At 67.2% G+C, this 21388-nt stretch carries 21 protein-coding genes; 13 read left to right on the top strand and 8 right to left on the bottom strand.

The window, feature by feature from the left end:
• Window positions 1-36: 36 nt before the first annotated feature.
• The 4 genes from cobU to C5F44_RS04705 all read left to right on the top strand — a co-directional run bounded on the left by cobU (window position 37) and on the right by C5F44_RS04705 (window position 3703).
• A complete protein-coding gene (gene cobU / locus C5F44_RS04720; protein WP_107672352.1) occupies window positions 37-588 on the top strand; it encodes a bifunctional adenosylcobinamide kinase/adenosylcobinamide-phosphate guanylyltransferase in 552 nt (183 codons plus the stop codon).
• Window positions 585-1142, top strand: a complete 558-nt coding sequence (locus C5F44_RS04715) for a histidine phosphatase family protein (RefSeq protein WP_107672351.1) — start codon at window positions 585-587, stop codon at window positions 1140-1142. Before cobU ends, C5F44_RS04715 begins: the two co-directional genes overlap by 4 nt.
• Window positions 1143-1221: 79 nt before the next feature.
• On the top strand, window positions 1222-2106 hold the full coding sequence (locus C5F44_RS04710; RefSeq protein WP_107672350.1) for a glutathione S-transferase: 885 nt from the start codon (window positions 1222-1224) through the stop codon (window positions 2104-2106).
• Window positions 2107-2191: 85 nt separating this feature from the next.
• Window positions 2192-3703 (top strand): YifB family Mg chelatase-like AAA ATPase, encoded by a 1512-nt coding sequence (locus C5F44_RS04705; RefSeq protein ID WP_107672349.1) that lies wholly within the window; start codon window positions 2192-2194, stop codon window positions 3701-3703.
• A gap of 6 nt (window positions 3704-3709) precedes the next feature.
• On the opposite strand, the gene C5F44_RS04700 is transcribed toward C5F44_RS04705, so the two are convergent.
• The 4 genes from C5F44_RS04700 to rsmI form a co-directional block, all read right to left on the bottom strand.
• Entirely contained in the window at window positions 3710-4597 is an 888-nt protein-coding gene (locus tag C5F44_RS04700; RefSeq protein WP_107672348.1) for an alpha/beta hydrolase fold domain-containing protein, read from the bottom strand.
• The gene (gene gshB / locus C5F44_RS04695; RefSeq protein WP_107672347.1) at window positions 4594-5538 is read right to left on the bottom strand and encodes a glutathione synthase; all 945 of its coding nucleotides are present in this window, start codon (window positions 5536-5538) and stop codon (window positions 4594-4596) included. Before gshB ends, C5F44_RS04700 begins: the two co-directional genes overlap by 4 nt.
• An 86-nt stretch (window positions 5539-5624) precedes the next feature.
• A complete protein-coding gene (locus C5F44_RS04690) occupies window positions 5625-5966 on the bottom strand; it encodes a YraN family protein (protein WP_235822506.1) in 342 nt (113 codons plus the stop codon).
• Between the two features lie 125 nt (window positions 5967-6091).
• Window positions 6092-6967, bottom strand: a complete 876-nt coding sequence (rsmI, locus tag C5F44_RS04685) for a 16S rRNA (cytidine(1402)-2'-O)-methyltransferase (protein ID WP_107672345.1) — start codon at window positions 6965-6967, stop codon at window positions 6092-6094.
• An 87-nt stretch (window positions 6968-7054) separates the two neighbouring features.
• On the opposite strand from rsmI, the gene C5F44_RS04680 reads away from it, so the two are divergent.
• The 3 genes from C5F44_RS04680 to murJ are packed head-to-tail and all read left to right on the top strand — an operon-like array spanning window position 7055 to window position 12669.
• Window positions 7055-8227 carry a penicillin-binding protein activator gene (locus C5F44_RS04680; protein WP_107672344.1) on the top strand — a complete coding sequence of 391 codons (1173 nt, stop codon included), beginning with the start codon at window positions 7055-7057 and terminating at the stop codon, window positions 8225-8227.
• Complete coding sequence (locus C5F44_RS04675; RefSeq protein ID WP_107672343.1) at window positions 8187-11018, top strand: [protein-PII] uridylyltransferase; 2832 nt, start codon at window positions 8187-8189, stop codon at window positions 11016-11018. Before C5F44_RS04680 ends, C5F44_RS04675 begins: the two co-directional genes overlap by 41 nt.
• 58 nt (window positions 11019-11076) lie before the next feature.
• Window positions 11077-12669, top strand: coding sequence for a murein biosynthesis integral membrane protein MurJ (murJ, locus tag C5F44_RS04670; protein ID WP_107672342.1), 1593 nt, complete (start codon window positions 11077-11079; stop codon window positions 12667-12669).
• A 54-nt stretch (window positions 12670-12723) separates the two neighbouring features.
• On the opposite strand, the gene C5F44_RS04665 is transcribed toward murJ, so the two are convergent.
• Entirely contained in the window at window positions 12724-13416 is a 693-nt protein-coding gene (locus tag C5F44_RS04665; RefSeq protein WP_107672341.1) for a rhomboid family intramembrane serine protease, read from the bottom strand.
• A gap of 95 nt (window positions 13417-13511) precedes the next feature.
• On the opposite strand from C5F44_RS04665, the gene trpS reads away from it, so the two are divergent.
• The 6 genes from trpS (at window position 13512) to C5F44_RS04635 (ending at window position 18189) form a co-directional block, all read left to right on the top strand.
• The gene (trpS, locus tag C5F44_RS04660; RefSeq protein WP_107672340.1) at window positions 13512-14546 is read left to right on the top strand and encodes a tryptophan--tRNA ligase; all 1035 of its coding nucleotides are present in this window, start codon (window positions 13512-13514) and stop codon (window positions 14544-14546) included.
• 368 nt (window positions 14547-14914) lie between these two features.
• Window positions 14915-15418: a type III secretion system chaperone family protein gene (locus tag C5F44_RS04655; protein WP_107672339.1), complete on the top strand. Its 504-nt coding sequence runs from the start codon at window positions 14915-14917 to the stop codon at window positions 15416-15418.
• Between the two features lie 29 nt (window positions 15419-15447).
• Entirely contained in the window at window positions 15448-16260 is an 813-nt protein-coding gene (gene proC, locus C5F44_RS04650) for a pyrroline-5-carboxylate reductase (RefSeq protein ID WP_107672338.1), read from the top strand.
• On the top strand, window positions 16257-16589 hold the full coding sequence (locus C5F44_RS04645; protein WP_107672337.1) for a tRNA-binding protein: 333 nt from the start codon (window positions 16257-16259) through the stop codon (window positions 16587-16589). Before proC ends, C5F44_RS04645 begins: the two co-directional genes overlap by 4 nt.
• Window positions 16589-17542: a 2-hydroxyacid dehydrogenase gene (locus C5F44_RS04640; protein WP_107672336.1), complete on the top strand. Its 954-nt coding sequence runs from the start codon at window positions 16589-16591 to the stop codon at window positions 17540-17542. Before C5F44_RS04645 ends, C5F44_RS04640 begins: the two co-directional genes overlap by 1 nt.
• Complete coding sequence (locus tag C5F44_RS04635; RefSeq protein ID WP_107672335.1) at window positions 17539-18189, top strand: sulfotransferase family 2 domain-containing protein; 651 nt, start codon at window positions 17539-17541, stop codon at window positions 18187-18189. The genes C5F44_RS04640 and C5F44_RS04635 overlap by 4 nt, the downstream gene beginning before the upstream one ends.
• A gap of 3 nt (window positions 18190-18192) precedes the next feature.
• On the opposite strand, the gene C5F44_RS04630 is transcribed toward C5F44_RS04635, so the two are convergent.
• The 3 genes from C5F44_RS04630 to C5F44_RS04620 are packed head-to-tail and all read right to left on the bottom strand — an operon-like array spanning window position 18193 to window position 21386.
• A complete protein-coding gene (locus tag C5F44_RS04630; protein ID WP_107672334.1) occupies window positions 18193-19620 on the bottom strand; it encodes a mannitol dehydrogenase family protein in 1428 nt (475 codons plus the stop codon).
• A 3-nt stretch (window positions 19621-19623) separates the two neighbouring features.
• Complete coding sequence (locus C5F44_RS04625; RefSeq protein ID WP_107672333.1) at window positions 19624-20394, bottom strand: L-iditol 2-dehydrogenase; 771 nt, start codon at window positions 20392-20394, stop codon at window positions 19624-19626.
• Window positions 20391-21386, bottom strand: coding sequence for an ABC transporter ATP-binding protein (locus tag C5F44_RS04620; RefSeq protein WP_107672332.1), 996 nt, complete (start codon window positions 21384-21386; stop codon window positions 20391-20393). Before C5F44_RS04620 ends, C5F44_RS04625 begins: the two co-directional genes overlap by 4 nt.
• Window positions 21387-21388 lie beyond the last annotated feature (2 nt).

Here is a 21388-nt window from a genome sequence, read left to right as displayed (position 1 = left end):
CCTGCCGACGTTCGACCTCTTCTACGCAGGCCCCCCGTGACCGGATCACCCGATACCCCCATTTTTTCCCTGCCCGCCCTGACGCTGGTCACCGGCGGCGCGCGGTCAGGCAAATCGCATCAGGCGGAACGGCTGGCGCGCGGCACCGGCCTTGCCCGGCGCTACATCGCCACCGCCACCGTCTGGGATGACGAGATGGCCGCCCGCATTGCCCGCCATATCGAAGACCGGGGCGACGGCTGGGAAACCATCGAAGCCCCGCTTGACCTTGGCCCCGCGCTGGCCGCAGCCCCCGCGGGCAGCGTGACCCTGATCGACTGCGCCACCCTCTGGCTGACCAATCACCTGCTGGCCGAACACGATCTTGCCGCCGAAGCGGACCGGCTGCTGGCCGCCCTGGCCGCCTGCCCCGGCCCGGTGATCGTCGTCACCAACGAAGTGGGCTGGGGCATCGTTCCCGAAAATGCCCTTGCCCGCGCCTTCCGCGATGAACAGGGCCGTCTGAACCAGCGGCTTGCCGCGCTGGCCGGGCTGGTGGTCGTGGTGATTGCGGGGCTGCCACTGGCCCTGAAAGGCCGGCTGCCATGACGCGGCTCTGGCTGGTGCGCCACGGCCCGACCCATGCGAAAACCATGGTCGGTTGGTCCGACCTGCCGGCCGACCTGTCGGACCATGCGGCCATTGCCCGGCTGAACGCCCACCTGCCGGCCGATGCGCCGGTGCTGTCGTCCGACCTGTCGCGCGCCGTCGCCACCGCCGATGCCCTGGCCCCCCGCCCCCGCCTGCCGCATGACCCGGACTGGCGCGAACTGAACTTCGGCGCCTGGGAACTGCGGCCCTGGGACGAGATCGAGGATCAGGCCGCCGCCCGCGCCTTCTGGGATGATCCCGGCGACACCTGCCCCCCGGGCGGCGAAAGCTGGAACCGGCTGACGGCCCGCGTCCATGCAGCCATCGGCCGGCTGTCCGACCGGCCCGAGGTGATTGTGGTGGCCCATTTCGGCCCCATCGTCGCCGCGCTGCAACTGGCCGAAGGCCTATCCCCCTTGGCCGCCTTCGCGCATCGGATCGACCCGCTCTCGGTAACCTGCATCGACTTCGGCCCCACCTGTGCCGTCCGGGCGATCAATCACATCGCGTGATGGCCCCAGTCAGAATTCATCGCTTTGCACGATGACCGGCTGCGGCTAGCGTCGGCGCCGAATTCAAGGAGACGGGACTTTGACCTATACCCTCGTGATCGGTGACCGCGGCTATTCCAGTTGGTCCTTGCGCGGCTGGCTGCTGTTTGATGCCTTCGACATTCCGGTGAAAACCCTGCAGGCGCGGCTTTACACCGACGAACTGCCCACCCTTCTGCGCGATTTTCCCCCCGCCCGCACCGCGCCCACCCTGCGCACCCCCGCCGGAACCGTCGTCCCGGAATCGCTGGCGATTGCCGAAGAACTTGCCTCGCGCCACCCCGAGGCCAGCCTTTGGCCCGCCGATCCCGAACACCGTGCCGTGGCGCGGGTGCTGGCGGCGGAAATGCACGCCGGGTTTTCCGCGCTGCGCACCCATTGCCCGATGAACCTGCGCGTCAGCTATACCGACTGCGATCCGCCGCCCCCGGTGCTGGCCGATCTGGCCCGGCTGGAAACCATCTGGACCTGGGCGCGCGAGGCGACCGGATCGCGCACGCCCTGGCTGTGCGGCGGCTACTCGGCGGCCGATGTGTTCTTCGCCCCGGTCGCGGCGCGGATCGCGGGCTACAACCTGCCGGTTGGCCCCATGGCCACCGCCTATGTGAATGCCCACCTCTGCCACCCCTCCTTCCGCCGCTGGCGGGCGATGGGGCTGGTTGACGGCGCCGATCAGGATTTCTACCGCCGCGACTGGCCCCGGCGCGACTGGCCCGGCCCGGTGCCGCTGCCGGCGCACCCCGTTGCGGGAACCGAGGCGGAAAACGCCGCCTGCCCCTATTCCGGTGGCCCCGTCACCCATGTGCTGGAACTGGCCGGTCGTCGCTTCGGCTTCTGCAACGCCTTCTGCCGCGACAAGACCGCCGCCGACCCCGAGGCCTGGCCCAGGTTCATGGCGCTTTACCGGGGCGAGACGGCCCCCTGATCCGGGGCTGATCCGGCCACAGGCGTTTACCATTCGCTAACCATTTGCCCGCTAAGGATTAACCAAAGTTAAGCGGGGCGCGGGAATGGTGGCCAAGGCCTATACGGTGGCCTTCGAAGGGGTCGAGGCCCGGATGGTTGAGGTACAATGCGCCCTTGCCGCCGGCACGGCCGCCTTCAACCTTGTCGGCCTGCCCGACAAGGCGGTCAGCGAGGCCAAGGAACGTATCCGCGCCGCGCTTCAGGCGCTGTCCATCGCCCTGCCGAACCGGCGTATCACGGTGAACCTGGCCCCTGCCGATCTGCCGAAAGAGGGCAGCCATTTCGACCTGCCCATCGCGCTGGCCCTGCTGGCCGCGCTGGACATCCTTCCCAAGGATGAGGTGGAGCACACCGTCGCCCTGGGGGAACTGTCGCTGGATGGCCGGCTGATGCCGGTGCTTGGCGCCCTGCCCGCCGCCATGGCCGCGGCTGAAGAGGGCCGCGCCCTTCTGTGCCCCCGCGCCTGCGGGGCCGAGGCGGCCTGGGTCGGCACGACCGAGGTGATCGCCGCCGGATCGCTGGCCGAGGTGGTGCGCCATTACACCGGCCAGACCCCACTGCCCGCCGCCGAGGCCGGCGAGGTGCGCGCCGCACCACAGGGCCGCGACCTGCGCGATGTGAAGGGGCAGGAACGCGCCAAGCGCGCGCTGGAAATTGCCGCCGCCGGGCGCCACCACCTGTTCATGGTCGGCACCCCCGGCTCGGGCAAGTCCATGCTGGCCGCCCGCCTGCCCGGCATCCTGCCGCCGCTGTCGCCCGCCGAGGCGCTGGAAACCTCGATGATCCATTCGCTCGCTGGCCTTCTGACCGAAGGCGGCATCTCGCGCCAGCGCCCGTTCCGCGAACCGCATCACACCGCCTCGATGGCGGCCATTGTCGGCGGCGGCAAGGGCGCGAAGCCGGGCGAAATCAGCCTGGCCCATAACGGCGTGCTGTTTCTGGACGAGTTTCCCGAATTTCCCCGCGCCGTGCTGGAAACCCTGCGCCAGCCCATCGAAACCGGCGAGATCATGGTCGCCCGCGCCAATGCCCATATCCGCTATCCCTGCCGTTTCCTGCTGGTGGCGGCCGCCAACCCCTGCAAATGCGGCTACCTGTCCGACCCGAACCGCGCCTGCGGCCGCGCGCCGATCTGCGGCGAAGATTACCTTGGCCGCATCTCGGGGCCGCTGATGGACCGCTTCGATCTGCGCGTCGAAGTGCCCCCCGTCGCCTATGCCGACCTTGACCTTCCCGCCACCGGCGAACCCTCGGGCACCATCGCCGCCCGCGTCGCCGCCGCCCGCGCCGCGCAATCCGACCGGCTGGACGGCACCGGCGCCCGCGTCAACGCCGATCTCGAAGGCGAGGCGCTGGATCACTTTGCCGCCCCCGATACCGAAGGCCGCGCCCTGATCACCCGCGTTGCCGAACGCATGGGGCTTTCGGCCCGTGGCTATCACCGCATCCTGCGCGTCGCCCGCACCATCGCCGACCTGGACGGTTCGGACGCCGTGCGCCAGCCGCATGTGGCCGAGGCGGTCAGCTTCCGCCTGACCGTCGGCCCCAAGGCCTGACCACCGCTACAGGCTGCGCAAAAACGCCGCGATCCGCCGGATTTCGGCCCGCGCCTCGGGCACCCAGGGCGCCAGATAGGCCAGCACATGCGGCGCCCCCGGCTGACGCACCAGGTCCACCTGCGCGCCAGCCTGCCGCATCGCCTCGGCCAACCGCAGCGAATCATCCAGCAGGATTTCGGTGGTGCCAACGCAGATCAGCGCCGGACACGACCCTGCCCAGCGGGCAAACAGGGGCGAAAGACGCGGATCGGCCGGGTCAAGCACGCCCCGGATCAAATCAACCATCTCGGGCATCCGTTCGGCCGGCAACAGCGCCTCGCGCGCGGCATTGCTGCGGATCGACGCGCCTGCCAGCGTCAGGTCGGCCCAGGGTGACAGCAGCACCACGCCACCCGGGGGCTTGCCTCGCGCCTCGGCTTCGGCCAGCAGCCCTGCCGCCAGCCCGCCCCCGGCACTGTCACCGCCCAGCACGATCCGGCCCGGCGCGACACCCGCCGCCCACAGCGCCTCCAGCACCCGCACCCCGTCGTCATACCCAGCCGGCGCCGGATGTTCGGGCGCGCGGCGATAGTCGGGCAGCACGGCCTGCCCGCCCGCGACGCGGATGATCCGGCCCACCATGGCCCGATGGGTGAAGGCGCTGCCCGCGACATGCGACCCGCCGTGCATCCACAGCAAGACCGGCCCGGCGGCCCCATCCCCGCCCGTCAGCCGCAGGCAAGGCACCCCGCCAATCACCTCGCGTCGCGAACGCGGACCAAAGGGCGGCGGGAACAGCAGAGAAACGGCAACCAGTCCCGCCCGCGCCCCGCCCACCCCTCGCGCCCGGCGCAACAGCGGCTTCATCCCGTGGCGCATCACACCACGGAACAGACGCAGGCGCAGGCTCATCCGCGCCGTTTCGCCTCGATCGCTTCCCAGATCCGCGCCGCGGCATTGGTGCCGTCGAACCGCTCCAACTCCTGAATCCCGGTGGGCGAGGTCACATTGATCTCGGTCAGCCAGTCCCCGATCACGTCGATGCCCACGAAGACCTGGCCCTTTTCCCGCAGGACCGGCCCGATGGTCGCGCAGATCTCCAGATCCCGCGCGGTCAGCCCCACCGGCTCGGGCCGGCCACCCGCGTGCATGTTCGACCGCGTCTCGCCCGGCTGTGGCACCCGGTTGATCGCGCCCACGGGTTCGCCATCCACCAGAATCACCCGCTTGTCCCCCTTCGACACCGCCGGCAGGAACTTCTGCACCACCAGGGGTTCGCGGTTGATCGAACTGAACAGCTCGTGCAGCGAGGTCAGGTTGCGGTCGTTCTCGTCCAGCCGGAACACCCCCGCACCGCCATTGCCATAAAGCGGCTTCAGGATCACATCGCCATGCCGCGCCTTGAAGGCCCGGATCGTGGCCAGATCACGCGCAATCGTCGTCGGCGGGGTCAGGTCTGCAAACCGCAGCACCAGCAGTTTCTCGGGGTAGTTTCGCACCCAGAACGGATCATTCACCACAAGCGTCTTCGGGTGGATCATCTCCAGCAGATGCGTCGTGGTGATGTAACCCATGTCGAAGGGCGGGTCCTGCCGCAGCCAGACCACATCCATCTCGGACAGGTCGACTTCGCGTTCAGGGCCATAGCTGACATGGTTCCCGACCTCGCGCCGCAGCTCGATGTCCCAGCCCCGCGCGACCACCCGGCCTTCGACAAAGGCCAGCCGGTCGGGGGTGTAGTAGAACAGCCGGTGCCCCCGCTCCTGTGCCTCGATCCCGATGCGGAAAGTGGAATCCGCATTGATGTTGACCGACCCGATCGGGTCCATCTGCAGGGCAACGTTCAGGGCCATCGCATCCTCCGGCTCAGGGCTTCGCCCCTTTCTTGGCGCAAGCCGCTGCCGGATGCAAACCGACTGCCCCCCGCCAGTGCCGCCGGTCAGTCGAACCAGATGTTTTCGGTCACCTCGACCCGGCCGGTCTGATCCACCAGCGCCAGGTCGATCCGCACCTCGGTCATCTGTCCGGCGGGTTCCCCGTCAACGAAATCCGCCACCGTGCGGGCAATGCGGTCATACTGTGCCCGCGTCAGGTATTCCGCGGCGATCGCGTGGGTCGCGGCCGACTTCACCTCGATGAACACAACCGTCTCGCCATCGCGGGCCACCAGATCAACCTCGCCCGAACGGCCCCGCCAGCGCCGGGCAATCACCGGCAGCCCGGCTGCCTCATACCGGCGCGCCACCGCATCTTCTGCCGCAAGGCCAGAGAGATAGGCCATCCTCCCGCGATCTGCCCGACGCCGGCGTTCGGGGGCAAGGGCAACAGGCAGGCCGGCAGCGCCCGTGTCGAACCCGAAATCCAGTGGCATCGCACCGCCTCCGCATGATCGGCCCGCAAGGGCCCCTATTGCTCCGCCAGTTCCAGCGCCAGTCGATAGGCCTCTTTCCGTGGCACCCCCAGATCTTGCGACACGAAAGCTACTGCATCCTTAACGCTCATCGTCTGCAGTGCATTTTCCAGCGCCGTCCGCAAATCTTCGGCGCTGGTGACGCGGGCCGCCGCCCGGTCGACGACCAGAACGATTTCGCCTTTCGGTTCCTGCCCTTGCAAAGCATCAGCCAGTTCGCCCAGCGTGCCGCGACGCACCTCTTCATGCCGCTTGGTCAGTTCCCGGCACATCGCCGCCGGCCGGTCCGGCCCGAAAGCCTGCGCCATTTCCGCCAGCGTCCGCGCCACCCGTCGCGGCGATTCGTAGACCACAAGCGTCGCCGGAACCGCCGCCAGTTCGGCCAACACCCGCGCCCGGTCACCCGCCGCCGTGGGCACGAAACCGGCGAACAGGAAGCGGTCCGTCGGCAGCCCCGCCAGCGTCAGCGCCGCCAGCACCGCCGAAGGCCCCGGCACCGCATGTACCCTTTGCCCGGCAGCAACCGCCGCCCGCACCAGGGCGAATCCCGGGTCCGACACCAGCGGCGTTCCCGCCTCTGACGCATAGGCGACCGACTTTCCCGCTTCCAGCGCCGCCACCATCCGCGCCGCCACCTCGGTCTCGTTATGGTCATGGCAGGCGATCAGCGGGCGGCGGTCCAGCGCAATGCCGTGAATCTCCATCAGATGGCGCAGCGTGCGGGTGTCTTCGGCCATCAGCACCTCGGCCCCGGCCAGAACGTCCAGCCCGCGCAAGGTGATGTCGCGCGCCGTGCCGATGGGCGTCGCCACCAGATGCAGACCCGGCGCAATCCCGCCGGGGGGGCCTCCGGGCACCCAGGAACCGCTCATCGCAGGCCCCCGGGCAAGTTTACTTCGCTGCGGGAAACATCTAACGTGACCACGGTCTCCGCGCCTTCTCTGCCAGAGGAAGTTTCCATGTTGTCCGCAATGCTTCGGGCCCGCAAGTCCTTGGGCCACCTTCTCGTTGTCTTCTTCGGTCTCTTCCTGGCCGCCTGCGTGCCCGGCGGCGAACCGATGTCCGCGTCCGGTTCGGGCGGTTCGGGCAAGAAGGTGCAGGTGGCATTGCTGGTGCCGGGCGGATCGTCGCAATCCACCGATGCCGCATTGGCGAAGGCGCTTGAAAATGCCGCGCGTCTGGCCGTGGCAGACCTGTCGGGCGTCAGTATCGACCTGCGGGTCTACAACACCGCCGGCCAGCCCGCGCAGGCTGTGGCCATGGCGCAAAAGGCCGCCGACGAAGGCGCGCAGGTCATCCTTGGCCCGGTCTTCGCCGAAGAAGCCAATGCCGTGGGCGTGGCCATGGCGCCTCGCGGCATCTCGGTTCTGGCCTTCTCGAACAATCCCGCCATCGCGGGCGGCAATGTCTTCGTGCTTGGCCCCACCTTCGACAACACGGCGCGGCGTCTGGCGTCTTACGCCGTGCGCAGCGGCAAGCGTCAGGTCATGATCGTGCATGACCGCAACACCGCCGGCACCCTTGGCCGCGACGCCATCCAGCGCGGCGTGACCGCGGCCGGCGGCAACGTGGTGGCCATCGCCTCTTACGAATTCTCGCAGAACGGCGTGTCCGGCGCGGCCCCCGGCATCGTGCAGACCGCCAGGGAAAAGGGCGCAAACGCGGTCTTCCTGACGGCCGATACCGCCGGTGCCCTGCCGCTGCTCAGCCAGCTTCTGGTGGACAACGGGCTTGACACCGGCGCCTCCAAGTTCGTCGGCCTGACCCGCTGGGACATCCCGGCCCAGACCCTGGGCCTGCCCAGCCTGCAGGGCGGCTGGTTCGCGCTGCCCGATCCGGGCCTTTATGCGCAGTTCCAAAGCCGCTACCAGTCGGCTTATGGCGCGGCGCCGCATCCGATTGCCGGGCTGGCCTATGATGGCATCGCCGCCATCGGTGCGCTGGCCCGCCAGGGCCGTGACATCTCGGCCGGCACGCTGACGCAAGGGGCAGGCTTCGCCGGGGTTTCGGGGATCTTCCGCTTCCGCTCGGACGGCACCAACGAACGCGGCCTTGCCGTGGCTGAAATCCGCAACAACCAGGTCGTCGTGATTGACCCCGCTCCCCGCAGCTTCGCCGGCGCCGGCCTCTGAGGCCAGCCGAACCACCGCACAAAAGGGACCGCCCGACGGGCGGTCCCTGCTGCTGCCCGCCGCCGAGATTCTTGACGGCGACAGCCTTGTGTCGGCCATCCTGGCCGAACTGGCCGCAAGCCCCGATCCGGTGGAACCGCGCGCCGCCCGCGGCATCGCCGTGCGCCATCTGGCCGAGGCGCGCGCCGCCGCCAACACCCGTCTGGCCGCCGCCTTTGCCGCCCGGCCCCGCGAATCCCGCGCACTGGTCACCGCACAGGCCTGGCTGACAGATGGCCTTGTCACCGCCGCTTTCGCCGTCGCGCAGACCCTGCACCCGCTGCACAACCCGACCGAGGCCGAGCGCATCGCCATCCTGGCCGTCGGCGGCTACGGCCGGGCCGAGATGGCGCCGCAATCCGATGTGGATCTGCTGTTCCTGACGCCCTGGAAAATCACCCCCTGGGCCGAAAGCGTCATCGAATCGATGCTTTACATGCTGTGGGATCTGAAGCTGAAGGTCGGCCATGCCAGCCGCACCGTGGCCGATTGCATCCGGCTGGGGCGCGATGACATCACCATCCGCACGGCCCTGCTGGAACACCGTTTCATCGCCGGATACGAACCGCTGGCCACCGAACTGGCCGACCGGCTGTGGGGAGAGTTGTTCAACGGCACCGGCCCGCAGTTCATCGAGGCGAAACTGGCCGAACGCGCCGAACGCCACCGCCGGCAGGGCGGTCAGCGCTATGTGCTGGAACCCAACGTCAAGGAAGGCAAGGGCGGCCTGCGCGACCTGCAGACCCTGTACTGGATCGGCAAATACCTGCACCGCACCCCCACCGCGGCCGGGCTTGTCGGGGCGGGCCTGTTCAGTGCCGATGAATTCGCCACCTTCACCCGCGCGGAAGATTTCCTCTGGGCCGTCCGCTGCCACCTGCACCTGATCACCGGCCGCGCCACCGACACGCTGACCTTCGATGTCCAGCCCGAGGTCGCCGCCCGCATGGGCTATGCCGATCAGGGCGGCCGCCGTGCCGTGGAAATCTTCATGCAGGACTACTTCCGCCATGCCACCCGCGTGGGCGAACTGACCCGCATCTTCCTGGCCGAACTGGAAGCCCGCCACGCCAAGCGCGAAGCCAGCCTCTTCGGCATCTTCAAGCGCACCAAGCGGGTAAAATCCGGCTATACGCTGGTGCAAGGCCGGATCGACCTGCGCGATCCGCAGGATTTCCTGAAAGACAAGCTGAACCTGCTGCGCATCTTCGAAGAGGGCCTGCGCACCGGCTATCTGCTGCACCCCAACGTGCTGCGCCTGTTGTCGGCCAATCTGCATCTGATCGACGACGACATGCGCGAAAACCCCGAGGCCGCGCGCATCTTTCTGGACCTGCTGCTGAAACACGGCAACCCGGAACGGCCGCTGCGGCGGATGAACGAGATGGGCGTCCTGTCCACCTTCATTCCCGAATTCGAACCCATCGTCGCGATGATGCAGTTCAACGTCTATCACCACTACACGGTGGACGAACACATCATCCAGACCATCAGCATCCTGGCCCAGATCGAACGTGGCGAGCTGATCGAGGATCTGCCGCTGTCGTCCTCCATCCTGAAGGCCGGGGTGAACCGCAAGGTGCTGTATGTGGCGCTGCTGCTGCATGACATCGGCAAGGGCAGGCCCGAGGATCACTCGATCCTGGGCGCCCAGATCGCGCGCCGCGTTGCCCCCCGCCTGGGTCTCAGCGATGAGGAATGTGAAACCGTCGAATGGCTGGTGCGCCATCACCTGCTGATGTCCGACATGGCGCAGAAACGCGACATCGGCGATCCGCGCACCGTGCGCGATTTCGCCAAGGCGGTGAAGACGCGCAAGCGGCTGGACCTGCTGACGGTGCTGACGGTCTGTGACATCCGCGGTGTCGGCCCCGGCACCTGGAACAACTGGAAGGCCATGCTGCTGCGCCAGTTGCACAAGCAGACGGCCGATGCGCTGGAAGGCGGCCTTGAATCCGTCAACCGCGAAAACCGCGAGGACGAGGCCAAGCGCGCCCTGCGCGACCGGCTGGCCGGCTGGGAAGCCAAGGATCTGCGCCACGAAACCGCGCGCCATTACGCGCCCTACTGGCAGGGTCTGTCCACCGACACCCACGCCGTCTTTGCCCGGCTGCTGAAAGGCATCGGCACCGACGAGATCCGCATCGACCTGCACCCCGACGATGACCGCGATGCCACCCGCGCCTGTTTCGCGCTGGCCGATCACCCGGGCATCTTTTCCCGTCTGGCCGGCGCACTGGCACTGGTGGGCGCCAATGTGCGCGACGCCCGCACCTACACCTCGAAGGACGGTTACGCGACGCCGGTGTTCTGGGTGCAGGATGCCGAGGGCAAGCCCTATGAGGCCGCCCGCCTGCCGCGCCTGCAACAGATGATCGACAAGACCCTGCGCGGCGAGATCATCCCGCGCGAGGCGCTGAAGGATCGCGACAAGGTCAAGAAGCGGGAGCGGGAATTCCGTTTCCCCACCCATGTGATGTTCGACAACGAAGGTTCGGACATCTACACGATCATCGAAGTCGACACGCGCGACCGCCCCGGGCTGCTGTATGACCTGACCCGCACGTTGGCCAGTTCCAACATCTCGATCGTGTCAGCGGTGATTGCCACCTATGGCGCGCAGGTGGTCGACACCTTCTATGTGAAAGACATGTTCGGCCTGAAGCTGCACCAGAAGCACAAGCAGGAAGCGCTGGAAAAGCGCCTGCGTCAGGCCATTGCCGAAGGCGCCGAAAGGGCGCAGGGCACATGATCCGTTTTCCCCTATCGGCCCTGCCCGCCCCGGCACAGGCCCGGAGCCCCGAACAGCCATGAAACCGATCCGCCTTGTCCATGGCTTCCTGACCGTGGGCGTCTGGACGCTGCTCAGTCGCATCGTCGGCTTCATCCGCGACGCCATGGTCGCGGCCTGGCTGGGCTCGGGCCCGGTGGCCGAGGCCTATATCGTGGCGCAATCGCTGCCCAACATGTTCCGCCGCTTCTTTGCCGAAGGCGCCTTCAACATGGCCTTCGTGCCGATGTTCGCGAAGAAGCTGGAAGCCGGCGAAGATGCCGAAGGCTTTGCCCGCGATGCCTATTGGGGCATGGCGGCGCTGCTGACCGTGTTCTCGATCCTTGGCCATTTCTCCATGCCGCTCTTGGTGCTGCTGATGGCCAAGGGCTTTCACGGCGACGAACGCTTCGATCTGGCGGTGACGCTGGGCCAGATCTGTTTTCCCTACATCCTGTTCATCTCGCTGACCGCGCTGCTGTCGGGGGTGCTGAACGCCATGGGGCGGTTCTTTGCCACCGCCGTGGCGCCGGTGCTGATGAACGTCTTTCTGGTGGTCTCGATGTTCGGGGCAGACTGGTTCGGCTGGGATCTGGGCCGCACACTGGCCTGGACCGTCACGCTGTCCGGGGTGCTTCAGCTTGTCTTTGTCTGGGCGGTGCTGCGGACACAGAAATTCTCGGTCGCCTTCCGCTGGCCGCGACTGACGCCCGAACTGAAGCGGCTGGCCATCATCGCCGCCCCGGCGGTGCTGGCCGGCGGGGTGGTGCAGATCAACCTGCTGGTCGGCCGCCAGGTTGCCAGCTTCACCGAAGGCGCCGTCGCCTGGCTTTACAACGCGGATCGCCTTTACCAGCTTCCGCTTGGGGTGGTCGGCATCGCGATCGGTGTCGTCCTTCTGCCGGACCTGTCGCGCCGGCTGCGGGCCGAGGATGAAACCGGCGGCCGCGAAAGTTTCAACCGCGGCGCCGAATTCGCGCTGTTCCTGACCGTGCCGGCGGCGGTGGCGCTGATGGTGATCGCCCTGCCGATCATCTCGGTCCTGTTCGAACGCGGCGAATACACCGCCGCCGATTCCCGGGCCACGGCGATGGCGCTGGCGATCTATGCGCTTGGCCTGCCAGCCTTCGTGCTGCACAAGGTTCTGCAACCGCTGTATTACGCGCGGGAAGATACCCGCCGCCCGTTCAACTTTGCCGTCATCTCGATGGTGGTGAACGCGGTGGCCGCCTTCGGCCTGATGCCGGTTTTCGGCTATCTGGCCGCCGCCGTGGGCACCACGCTGTCAAGCTGGGTGATGGTGGCGCAACTCTGGCACGGCGCGCGCAGCATGGGCACCGCAACCCGGCTGGACGATCGGTTCCGTCGCCGGGTGCCGCTTATCCTGCTGGCCGCCGGGGTGATGGGCGTTGCGCTGTGGCTGATGTGGTGGGCCATGGGCGATGCCGTTCTGGCGCGCGGCACGCGGACCCCGGCGCTGGCGGTGCTGGTTCTGGGCGGGGCCGCGGTCTATTTCGGCACCGTTCTGGCGACCGGCGGCATGGGGCTGGCGGAACTGAAGTCCTTCCTGCGCCGCCGCAACCGCGACAAGGCCAGCGATCAGGGCGGGGATCAGGGCAGCGACAAGAGCTGATCGGTCGCGCAAACGCGCCCGCCCGCATGACCGCCGAAGGGCGGGCAGGCTGCCTTATCTGTTGCGCAGCCGGTGCATCACCCGGCGCCAGCCGCCCGGGCTGACCACGAAACTGATGAAGAAACCGAAGACGAACCCCGCCAGTTCGGCCACCCAGCCAAGCCCGCCGCCGAACAGCAGCCCGAACAGAAGTTGCAGCGCCAGCAGCGTGCCGATCAGCGTAAAGGCCCGGAACTGGCTGGTCCCGGTTCCCGCCAGCCGCACCCAGATCAGAAAGGTGAAGGCCCCGATCAGCCCGTAATTGCCCGGAAACGCCCCGATCAGCGCGCCCCGTTCGCCCGGCAACAGCACCGTATAGGCCAGGGCCCCCACCACACAGGCGCCCAGGAACACCACCAGCACCGCCCACCAGCGGAACACCTCGCCCACCATCTTGCCCAGGGCCAAGAGCAGCACCACGCCGAACAGCGCCCCGGTGAAATCGGGGTGGACAAAGGCATAGCTGACCAGCCGGTGCATCCCGTCCAGCGGCCACACCCCGTTGGCCCAGAAGTAGCGCATCAGATCGGGCACATAGGCGAAGCGTTCCACTGCCTGCACGCGCCAGCCAATGCCCGCGGCCCCGCCCACCAGCCCACGGTCGGCCAGTTGCAGCACCACCTCCATCGCGATCATCGGCAGCGCCAGCACCCAGACCACCATCGGCAGCGGGTTCAGCGGCGGGGCGTTGTGGTCTTGCAGGCTCATCCGTGCTCTCCTTCGGGGGCGCGCTCTTGCGCCGTTGACGCCCCTCGCCCCATCGTCTACGCCCGACCCGCCGGATTTTCCAGACGGAGCCCACCATGGCAACCACCTTCAAGCCCCGCATCTTCTCGGGCATCCAGCCCTCGGGCGGGCTGACCCTTGGCAATTACCTCGGCGCGCTGAAGCGGTTCGTCGAGAAACAGGACGAGGGCATCGAGACGATCTACTGCCTTGTGGACCTGCACGCGATCACCGTCTGGCAAGACCCGGCCCGCCTGCGCCACCAGACGCGCGAGGCCGCCGCCGCCTTCATCGCCGCCGGGATCGACCCGAAGCGGTCGATCCTGTTCAACCAGAGCCAGGTCTCGGGCCATGCCGAACTGGCCTGGATCTTCAACTGCGTTGCCCGGATCGGCTGGATGTACCGGATGACCCAGTTCAAGGACAAGACGGCCGGCAAGAACGCCGAAAACTCGTCGCTTGGCCTGCTGGCCTATCCGTCGCTGATGGCGGCCGACATCCTGCTCTATCACGCCACCCATGTTCCGGTGGGCGAAGACCAGAAGCAGCACCTTGAACTGACCCGCGACATTGCCGCCAAGTTCAACCACGACTACGGCGTCGATTTCTTCCCGATCACCGAGCCGGTGATCGAAGGCGCGGCCACGCGGGTGATGAGCCTGACCGACGGCACCAAGAAGATGTCGAAATCCGACCCGGCCGACAACAGCCGCATCAACCTGACCGATGATGCCGATGCCATCGCCCGCAAGATCCGCCGTGCCAAGACCGACCCGCTGCCCCTGCCCGAAACGGCCGAGGGCCTGAAAGACCGGCCCGATGCGCGCAATCTGGTGAACATCTACGCCGGCCTGTCCGGTCTGACGGTTGATCAGGTGGTGGCCGAATTCGCCGGCGCCCAGTTCGGCACCTTCAAGCCGAAGCTGGCCGATCTGGCGGTTTCGGTGCTGTCGCCCATCTCGACCGAGATGAACCGCCTGATGACCGACCCGTCCGAGATCGACCGCATCCTTGGCGAAGGCGCCGACCGCGCCGATGCCATCGCGGCCCCGATCCTGGAGCGGACGTTCGAGATCACCGGCATGATCCGCTCGCGCCACGGTCGCGGCTGATGCGCCGGTTGTCACACGCCTGAATCCAACGGCGGCTTAGGCTGTCCGGGCGGGCGGGCCTGTCCCCCTTCCCGGTCTCATGGCCTTCCCCTGGCTGCCGAGGCCCCTGCCCCGATACGCCCCCGTGTGCCCCTCGCACGGGGGCGGCCTTTTTCCGGCCACGCCCGCCACAGACCGCACCTGTCCGGGCCAAATCCCCCCAAACCGGCTTTTCCACAGAAGATTTCGCCAGATTTCGCTTTACAGGCTTCCGCTTTGGTCACACCATATCTAGTAAGGATGGCGCAATACTTACGCTGATCCTTGCCTGACACCCAGCTTCTTGTGGGTCGTGGCCTGTGAGAAGCCTTATGATGAGGCCCAGGTCCATGTCGCTTGCCGAAGATTTCCTGCTGACGGATGACCTGCACCCGATCGACATCGTGGAAACGCTGGCCGAACACCACGCCTGGGAATTCGACCGTGTGACGGATGACCAGATCGCCATGGCGGTCGAAGGCCAGTGGCGCACCTATTCGCTGACACTGGCCTGGAGCGCGCAGGACGAAACGCTGCGGCTGATCTGCACCTTCGAGATGGAGCCGCCGGAAGCCCGGATGCCCCAGCTTTATGATGTGCTGAACCGCTGCAACGACATGGTCTGGACCGGCGCCTTCACCTGGTGGGCCGAACAGAAGCTGATGGTCTGGCGCTATGGCCTGTGCCTGGCGGGCGGGCAGATCGCCGGGCCGGAACAGATTGACCGGCTGATCTCCAGCGCGGTCATGGCGTCGGAACGGTTCTACCCGGCGTTCCAACTGGCACTGTGGGGTGACAAGACCCCGGCGCAGGCGATGCAAGTCGCCATTGCCGAAGCCTACGGCCGCGCCTAACCTTTGCCCCCGAAACCGGGGGTGTTCTCATGAGCTTGGAAATCGTGGCCCGCGAAGGGCTTGTGCTGCTGGGATGCGGCAAGATGGGCAGCGCGCTTCTGGCGGGCTGGCTGAAGGCCGGTCTGCCGGCAAGCAGCTTCTGGGTGATCGAACCCAACCCGTCCGACTGGCTGCAGTCCACGGGTGTGCATCTGAATGAAGGGGTGCCGCAGGCGCCCGGCGTTGCGGTTCTGGCGGTGAAGCCGCAGATGATGGGGGCCGCCCTGCCGGCGCTGCAGGCGCTTGGCAACGGCCGCACGCTGTTCCTCTCCATCGCGGCGGGCACCACCATCGCCGCTTTCGAAGAGGTTCTCGGCAACCGGACACCGCTGGTCCGGGCCATGCCCAACACCCCCGCCATGGTGGGGCGCGGCATCAGCGGCATCTGCGCCAATGCCTCAGCGGGCGCGGCCGGGTTGGCACTGGGGCAGGCACTGATGGAGGCCGTGGGTCAGGTGGTCACTCTGGACGGCGAACACCAGATCGACGCGGTGACGGCGCTTTCGGGGGGCGGGCCGGCCTATGTGTTCCACCTGATCGAAGCCATGGCGCAGGCCGGCGTGGCGCAGGGTCTGTCGGAAGAGGTGGCCATGCAACTGGCGCGGGCCACCGTCTGCGGCGCGGGAGAACTGGCCTATCGGTCACCGGAAAGCGCCGCGCAGTTGCGGATCAACGTCACCTCGCCCGGCGGCACCACGGCCGAGGGGCTGAAGGTGCTGATGAACCCGGACAGCGGCTTTCCGGCACTGCTGACCCGCGCGGTCAAGGCCGCCGCCGACCGCGGGCGGGAGCTGGGGAAATGATCACCTACGACGATTTCGCCAAGGTCGACATCCGCGTCGGCCGCATCGTGCAGGCCGAAGCCTTCCCCGAGGCGCGCAAGCCCGCCTACAAGCTTTGGGTCGATTTCGGGCCAGAGATCGGGGTGAAGCGATCCTCGGCCCAGATCACGAAACACTATGCGCTGGAAGGGCTTGTCGGCCGTCAGGTGCTGGCGGTGGTGAACTTTCCACCGCGCCAGATCGGGCCGGTGAAATCCGAGGTGCTGGTGCTTGGCCTGCCGGATGAGGCGGGCGAGGTCGTGCTACTGACCCCCGGCCATGAGGTGCCCCTGGGCGGAAGGATGTTCTGATGCGCCTCCTGATCACCCGCCGCCTGCCCGACCGCGTGATCGAGGCTGCCGCCGCCCGCTTCGATCTGGTGCTGCGCGACCGGACCGATGTGCTGTCCGCCGACGAACTGCACGAGGCGCTGCGCGATTTCGATCTGGTCCTGCCAACCCTGGGCGACCGTTTTTCGGCCGAGGTCTTTGCCCGCGCGGGCCGGCCGCGAACGCGGCTTCTGGCGAATTTCGGCGTGGGGTTCAACCACATCGACGTGGCGGCGGCCCATGCGGCGGGGGTGGCGGTGTCCAACACGCCCGGCGCTGTGACGGATGCCACCGCCGACATTGCGCTGGCGCTGATCCTGATGACGGCGCGACGACTGGGCGAAGGCGAGCGGATGCTGCGGGCCGGCAAGTGGCACGGCTGGGGGCCGGTGCAGATGCTGGGCACCCATGTCAGCGGCAAGACCGTCGGGATCATCGGCTTCGGACGCATCGGCAAGGCGATTGCGCGGCGCTGCCATTACGGCTTCGGGATGGAGGTGGTGTTCCACAACCGATCCGCCGTCGCCGACCCCGGCCTGCCGGCGCGGCAGGTGGATTTCGCCAGCGCGATGGCCGCGGATTTTGTGGTGGTGGCGGTACCGGGCGGGGCGGCGACACATCACCTGATTGACGCCAATGCCCTGGGATACATGAAGAAGTCCGGTATCCTTGTGAACATCAGCCGCGGTGACGTGGTGAACGAAACCGCGCTGATCGCCACGCTGAAGGCAGGGCGGATCGCCGGGGCCGGGCTGGATGTCTATGAATTCGAACCGCAGGTACCCGAGGCGCTGAAGCTGCTGGAAAACGTCACGCTGCTGCCGCATCTGGGCACCGCCTGCCTTGAGGTGCGCGAGGCGATGGGACTCATGGCACTGGACAACCTCATCGCCATGGCCGAGGGCCGCCCCCCGCCCAACCTGTTGACGCCATGATCATCTCGCGCCAGCGCCGCTTCATCTTCGTGCATATCCCCAAGACAGGCGGCACCGCCTTGGCCTTGGCGCTGGAAGGGCGGGCGGCGAAAGATGACATCCTGATCGGCGACACCCCCAAGGCCCGGCAGCGGGCAAGCCGGTGGAAAGGGGTGAAAACGGCTGGCCGCGTGTGGAAACACAGCGCGCTGTCCGATGTGATCGGTTTGGTTTCCCCGGACGAGATCGAACAGTTCCTGACCTTTACACTGGTCCGCAACCCCTGGGACCGGATGGTTTCCTACTACCACTGGCTCAGGGTGCAGAACTTTGCCCATCCAGCGGTCGGGCTGGCGAAACGTCTGGACTTCAGCAGCTTTCTGAACCACCCGCAGACGCAGGGCACGCTTCGCTTCTGGCCTTATGCGGCCTATCTGAAACGGCAGGATGGGACCGAGAAGCCAAGCCTTTTCATCCGGTTGGAGCAGTTTGACACCGATGCCGAGCCGCTGTGGGCGCATCTGGGGTTTCGCCTGCCACTGACACGCGTCAATACAAGCCAGCGCAACCGCGACTGGCGCCCCTATTTCAGCGCGGCCGACGCCGACATGATCGCGGGCATCTGTGCCGCGGACATCGGTCGCTTCGGGTACAGGTTCGACCCCTGACGATCAGCCCGCGATGTAGGCGGACAGAACCCGTGCCGTGCCGTCGCGCCAAAGCCGGGTCAGGGCATCGGTGAAGGCATGGGCGAAGCGGGGATCGTCGGCCAGATCGCCATAGATCGTGCGCTGTGACAGCCAGACCATCGGGTCAGCCTTGGCCTGCCGGGCAAGCGCCTGCAAGGCATCCCAGTTCGGATCGTTCGGCGCGATCGGGGCGCCGCTGTCGGTTTCGCCGTAACAGTAGCGGCACCACAGCGCCGAAACCAGCGCCAGCCCGGCGACAGACCCGCCGGCGGCCAGCGCGTCGCGGATCGACGGAACAATGAACTTGGGCTGCCGGTTCGAGCCGTCAAGGCAGAGCCGGCGTTCGGTATCGGCCACCTCGGGGTTGGAAAACCGCTGCACGATCAGGCCGTAATAGGCGGAAATGTCGGTCTCCGGCACCGGCGGAACATAGGGGATGATCTCTTCGCGTTCGACGCGGTCAAGAAAACCCCGGATCAGCGGATTCGCCATGGCTTCATGCACATATTCAATGTCCATCAGCCCGCCGGGATAGGCGATGGTGGCATGGCCGCCGTTCAGGATGCGGATCTTCATCATCTCGAAGGCGTGGACATGCGGGGTGAAGGTGACACCCACCTTTTCCAAGGGCGGCCGGCCCTGCGGGAAGTGGTCTTCCACGACCCATTGCCGGAACGGTTCGCAGGTGACGGGCACCGGGTCATCGGCCAGCCCGAACTGCGCCGCCAGCGCGCGTTCGCGCGGGCCGGTGGCGGGGGTGATGCGGTCCACCATGCCGTTCGGGAAGGCGACGTTGGCCTCGATCCAGTCAGCCAGCGCCGGGTCAGACAGGCGGGCCAGGCCGCAGACGGCGGCACGGGTAACATGGCCGTTGCCGGGGAGGTTGTCGCAGGACATCACGGTGAAGGGCGGGATTTCCATTGCACGACGGGCCTTTAGCGCCGCCACGATGGCGCCGAAAGCGGTGCGGTGGGGGTTCGGCGCATCGGCCACAATGGCGGGATCGGCGGGGTCGAAGGTGCCGGTGGCGGGATTTATGAAATAGCCGCCTTCGGTGACGGTCAGGCTGACGATGCGGATTTCGGGGCGGCTCATCGCGGCGATCAGGGCGGCGTTGTCGTTCTGCACGGGCAGGAAGTCGATCATCGCACCGATGCGGCGAGCGGTCTTGCCCGAGGGATCAAGCTCGATCACCGTCGAAAGACAATCCTGATCTTTCAATGCCTTGCGCATGGCGGCATCGGGGGCGCGCACCCCTGCCCCCAGGATGGCCCAGTCATGCCCCAGCCCAAGGGCGAAGAGGTCGTCCAGATAGACGGCCATATGCGCGCGGTGGAAATTGCCCAGCCCGATATGGACGATTCCGGGTGTCAGGGACGTACGATCATAGTGTGGCAGTCGTGCATACATCTGTCAGGCCATCCAGTTGCCGCCGTCCACGCCGAAGCACTGGGCGACGATGTATTTCGCTTCATCGGTGGCAAGGAAGATCGCCATTCCGGTCAGGTCCGCGGCGGTGCCCATGCGGCCGAAGGGAACGGCGGCGCCGACCTCGCGCTTCTTCTGGCCGGGGGCCTTGCCTTCATATTTCGCAAAGAAGGCATCCACCCCGTCCCAGTGTTCGCCGTCCACCACGCCGGGGGCGATGGCGTTCACGTTGATGCCATGGGCGATCAGGTTCAGCCCGGCAGACTGGGTCAGGCTGATGACGGCGGCCTTGGTGGCACAATAGACGGCCACCAGCGATTCCCCGCGACGGCCCGCCTGCGACGCCATGTTGATGATCGTGCCGCCCTGCCCCCTGTCGATCATGTGGCGCACGGCGGCCTGAAGACAGAACAGCGTGCCCGAGACGTTGACGGCGAACAGCCGGTCATGGTCGGCGCGGGTGATTTCCGCAATGGGGGCGGCAGAGAACAGCGCGGCGTTGTTGACCAGGATGTCCAGCTTTCCCATGCGGGCGATCGCCTCGGCAAAGGCGGTGTCGATCGACTCCTGCCGCGTCACGTCCAGCGCCACGGCATGGGCCTGCGGCCCCAGCGCCTGCGCGGCCTGCCGGGCGGCGTCGATGTTGATGTCGGCCAGCGTCACCGTTGCGCCTTCGGCCAGATAGGCGCGGGCGAATTCCAGACCGATGCCCCGCGCGGCGCCGGTGATCAGCGCCGCCTTTCCTGCCAATCTCATCTGATTGCCTTTCCGGCCTGATCGAAGCGATGGATCTTGTCGGCGTCCGGCGCCAGCCGGATGCGGTTGCCGTGGTGGATGCCCAGCTCGCCCCCGGCGCGCACGTTGATGATGCCGATGCCATCGACATCAACCTTGATGAAACTGTCCGATCCCAGATGTTCGGACAGAAGCACCGTGCCTTCCCAGTTGCCGGACCCGACGCCGATATGTTCGGGGCGGATGCCGATGGTATGGGCCTTGTGCCGGGCCGCTTCGGCGCCTTCGATGAAGTTCATCTTGGGGCTGCCGATGAAACCCGCAACGAACAGGTTGTCGGGCGCGCGATACAGGTCCAGCGGGCTGCCGACCTGTTCGATGCGGCCGGCGTTCAGCACCACGATCTTGTCGGCCATGGTCATGGCTTCCACCTGGTCGTGGGTGACGTAGATCATGGTGGTCTTCAGCGTCTGGTGCAGTTCGCTGATTTCCTGCCGCATGGTCACGCGCAGCGCGGCATCAAGGTTCGACAGCGGTTCGTCGAACAGGAAGGCCGAAGGTTCGCGCACGATGGCGCGGCCGATGGCAACGCGCTGGCGCTGGCCGCCCGACAACTGGCCGGGGCGGCGGTCAAGATAGGCCGTCAGGTTCAGGACGGCGGCGGCGGCATCCACCTTTTTGGCCTGTTCAGCCTCGCTCAGACCCGCCATCTTGAGCGGGAAGGCGATGTTCTTGCGCACCGTCATATGCGGGTAAAGCGCGTAGCTTTGGAACACCATGGCCAGGCCGCGCCTGGCGGGCGGCAGGGCGGTGGCGTCCTTGCCGTCGATCATGATCTGGCCGGCGGAGGTGTCTTCCAGCCCGGCGATCAGCCGCAACAGCGTGGACTTGCCGCAGCCCGAGGGGCCCACGAATACGACGAACTCTCCATCGGCGATTTCAAGGTCCACCCCGGGGATGACATGCACCTCGCCAAAGGATTTGCGGACGGCTTTCAGCGTGATCTGTCCCATTT

The sequence above is a fragment of the Fuscovulum blasticum DSM 2131 genome (genome assembly GCF_003034965.1).
Taxonomy (GTDB): Bacteria; Pseudomonadota; Alphaproteobacteria; order Rhodobacterales; family Rhodobacteraceae; genus Pseudogemmobacter; species Pseudogemmobacter blasticus.
This window is presented reverse-complemented; position numbering and strand designations above follow the sequence as displayed.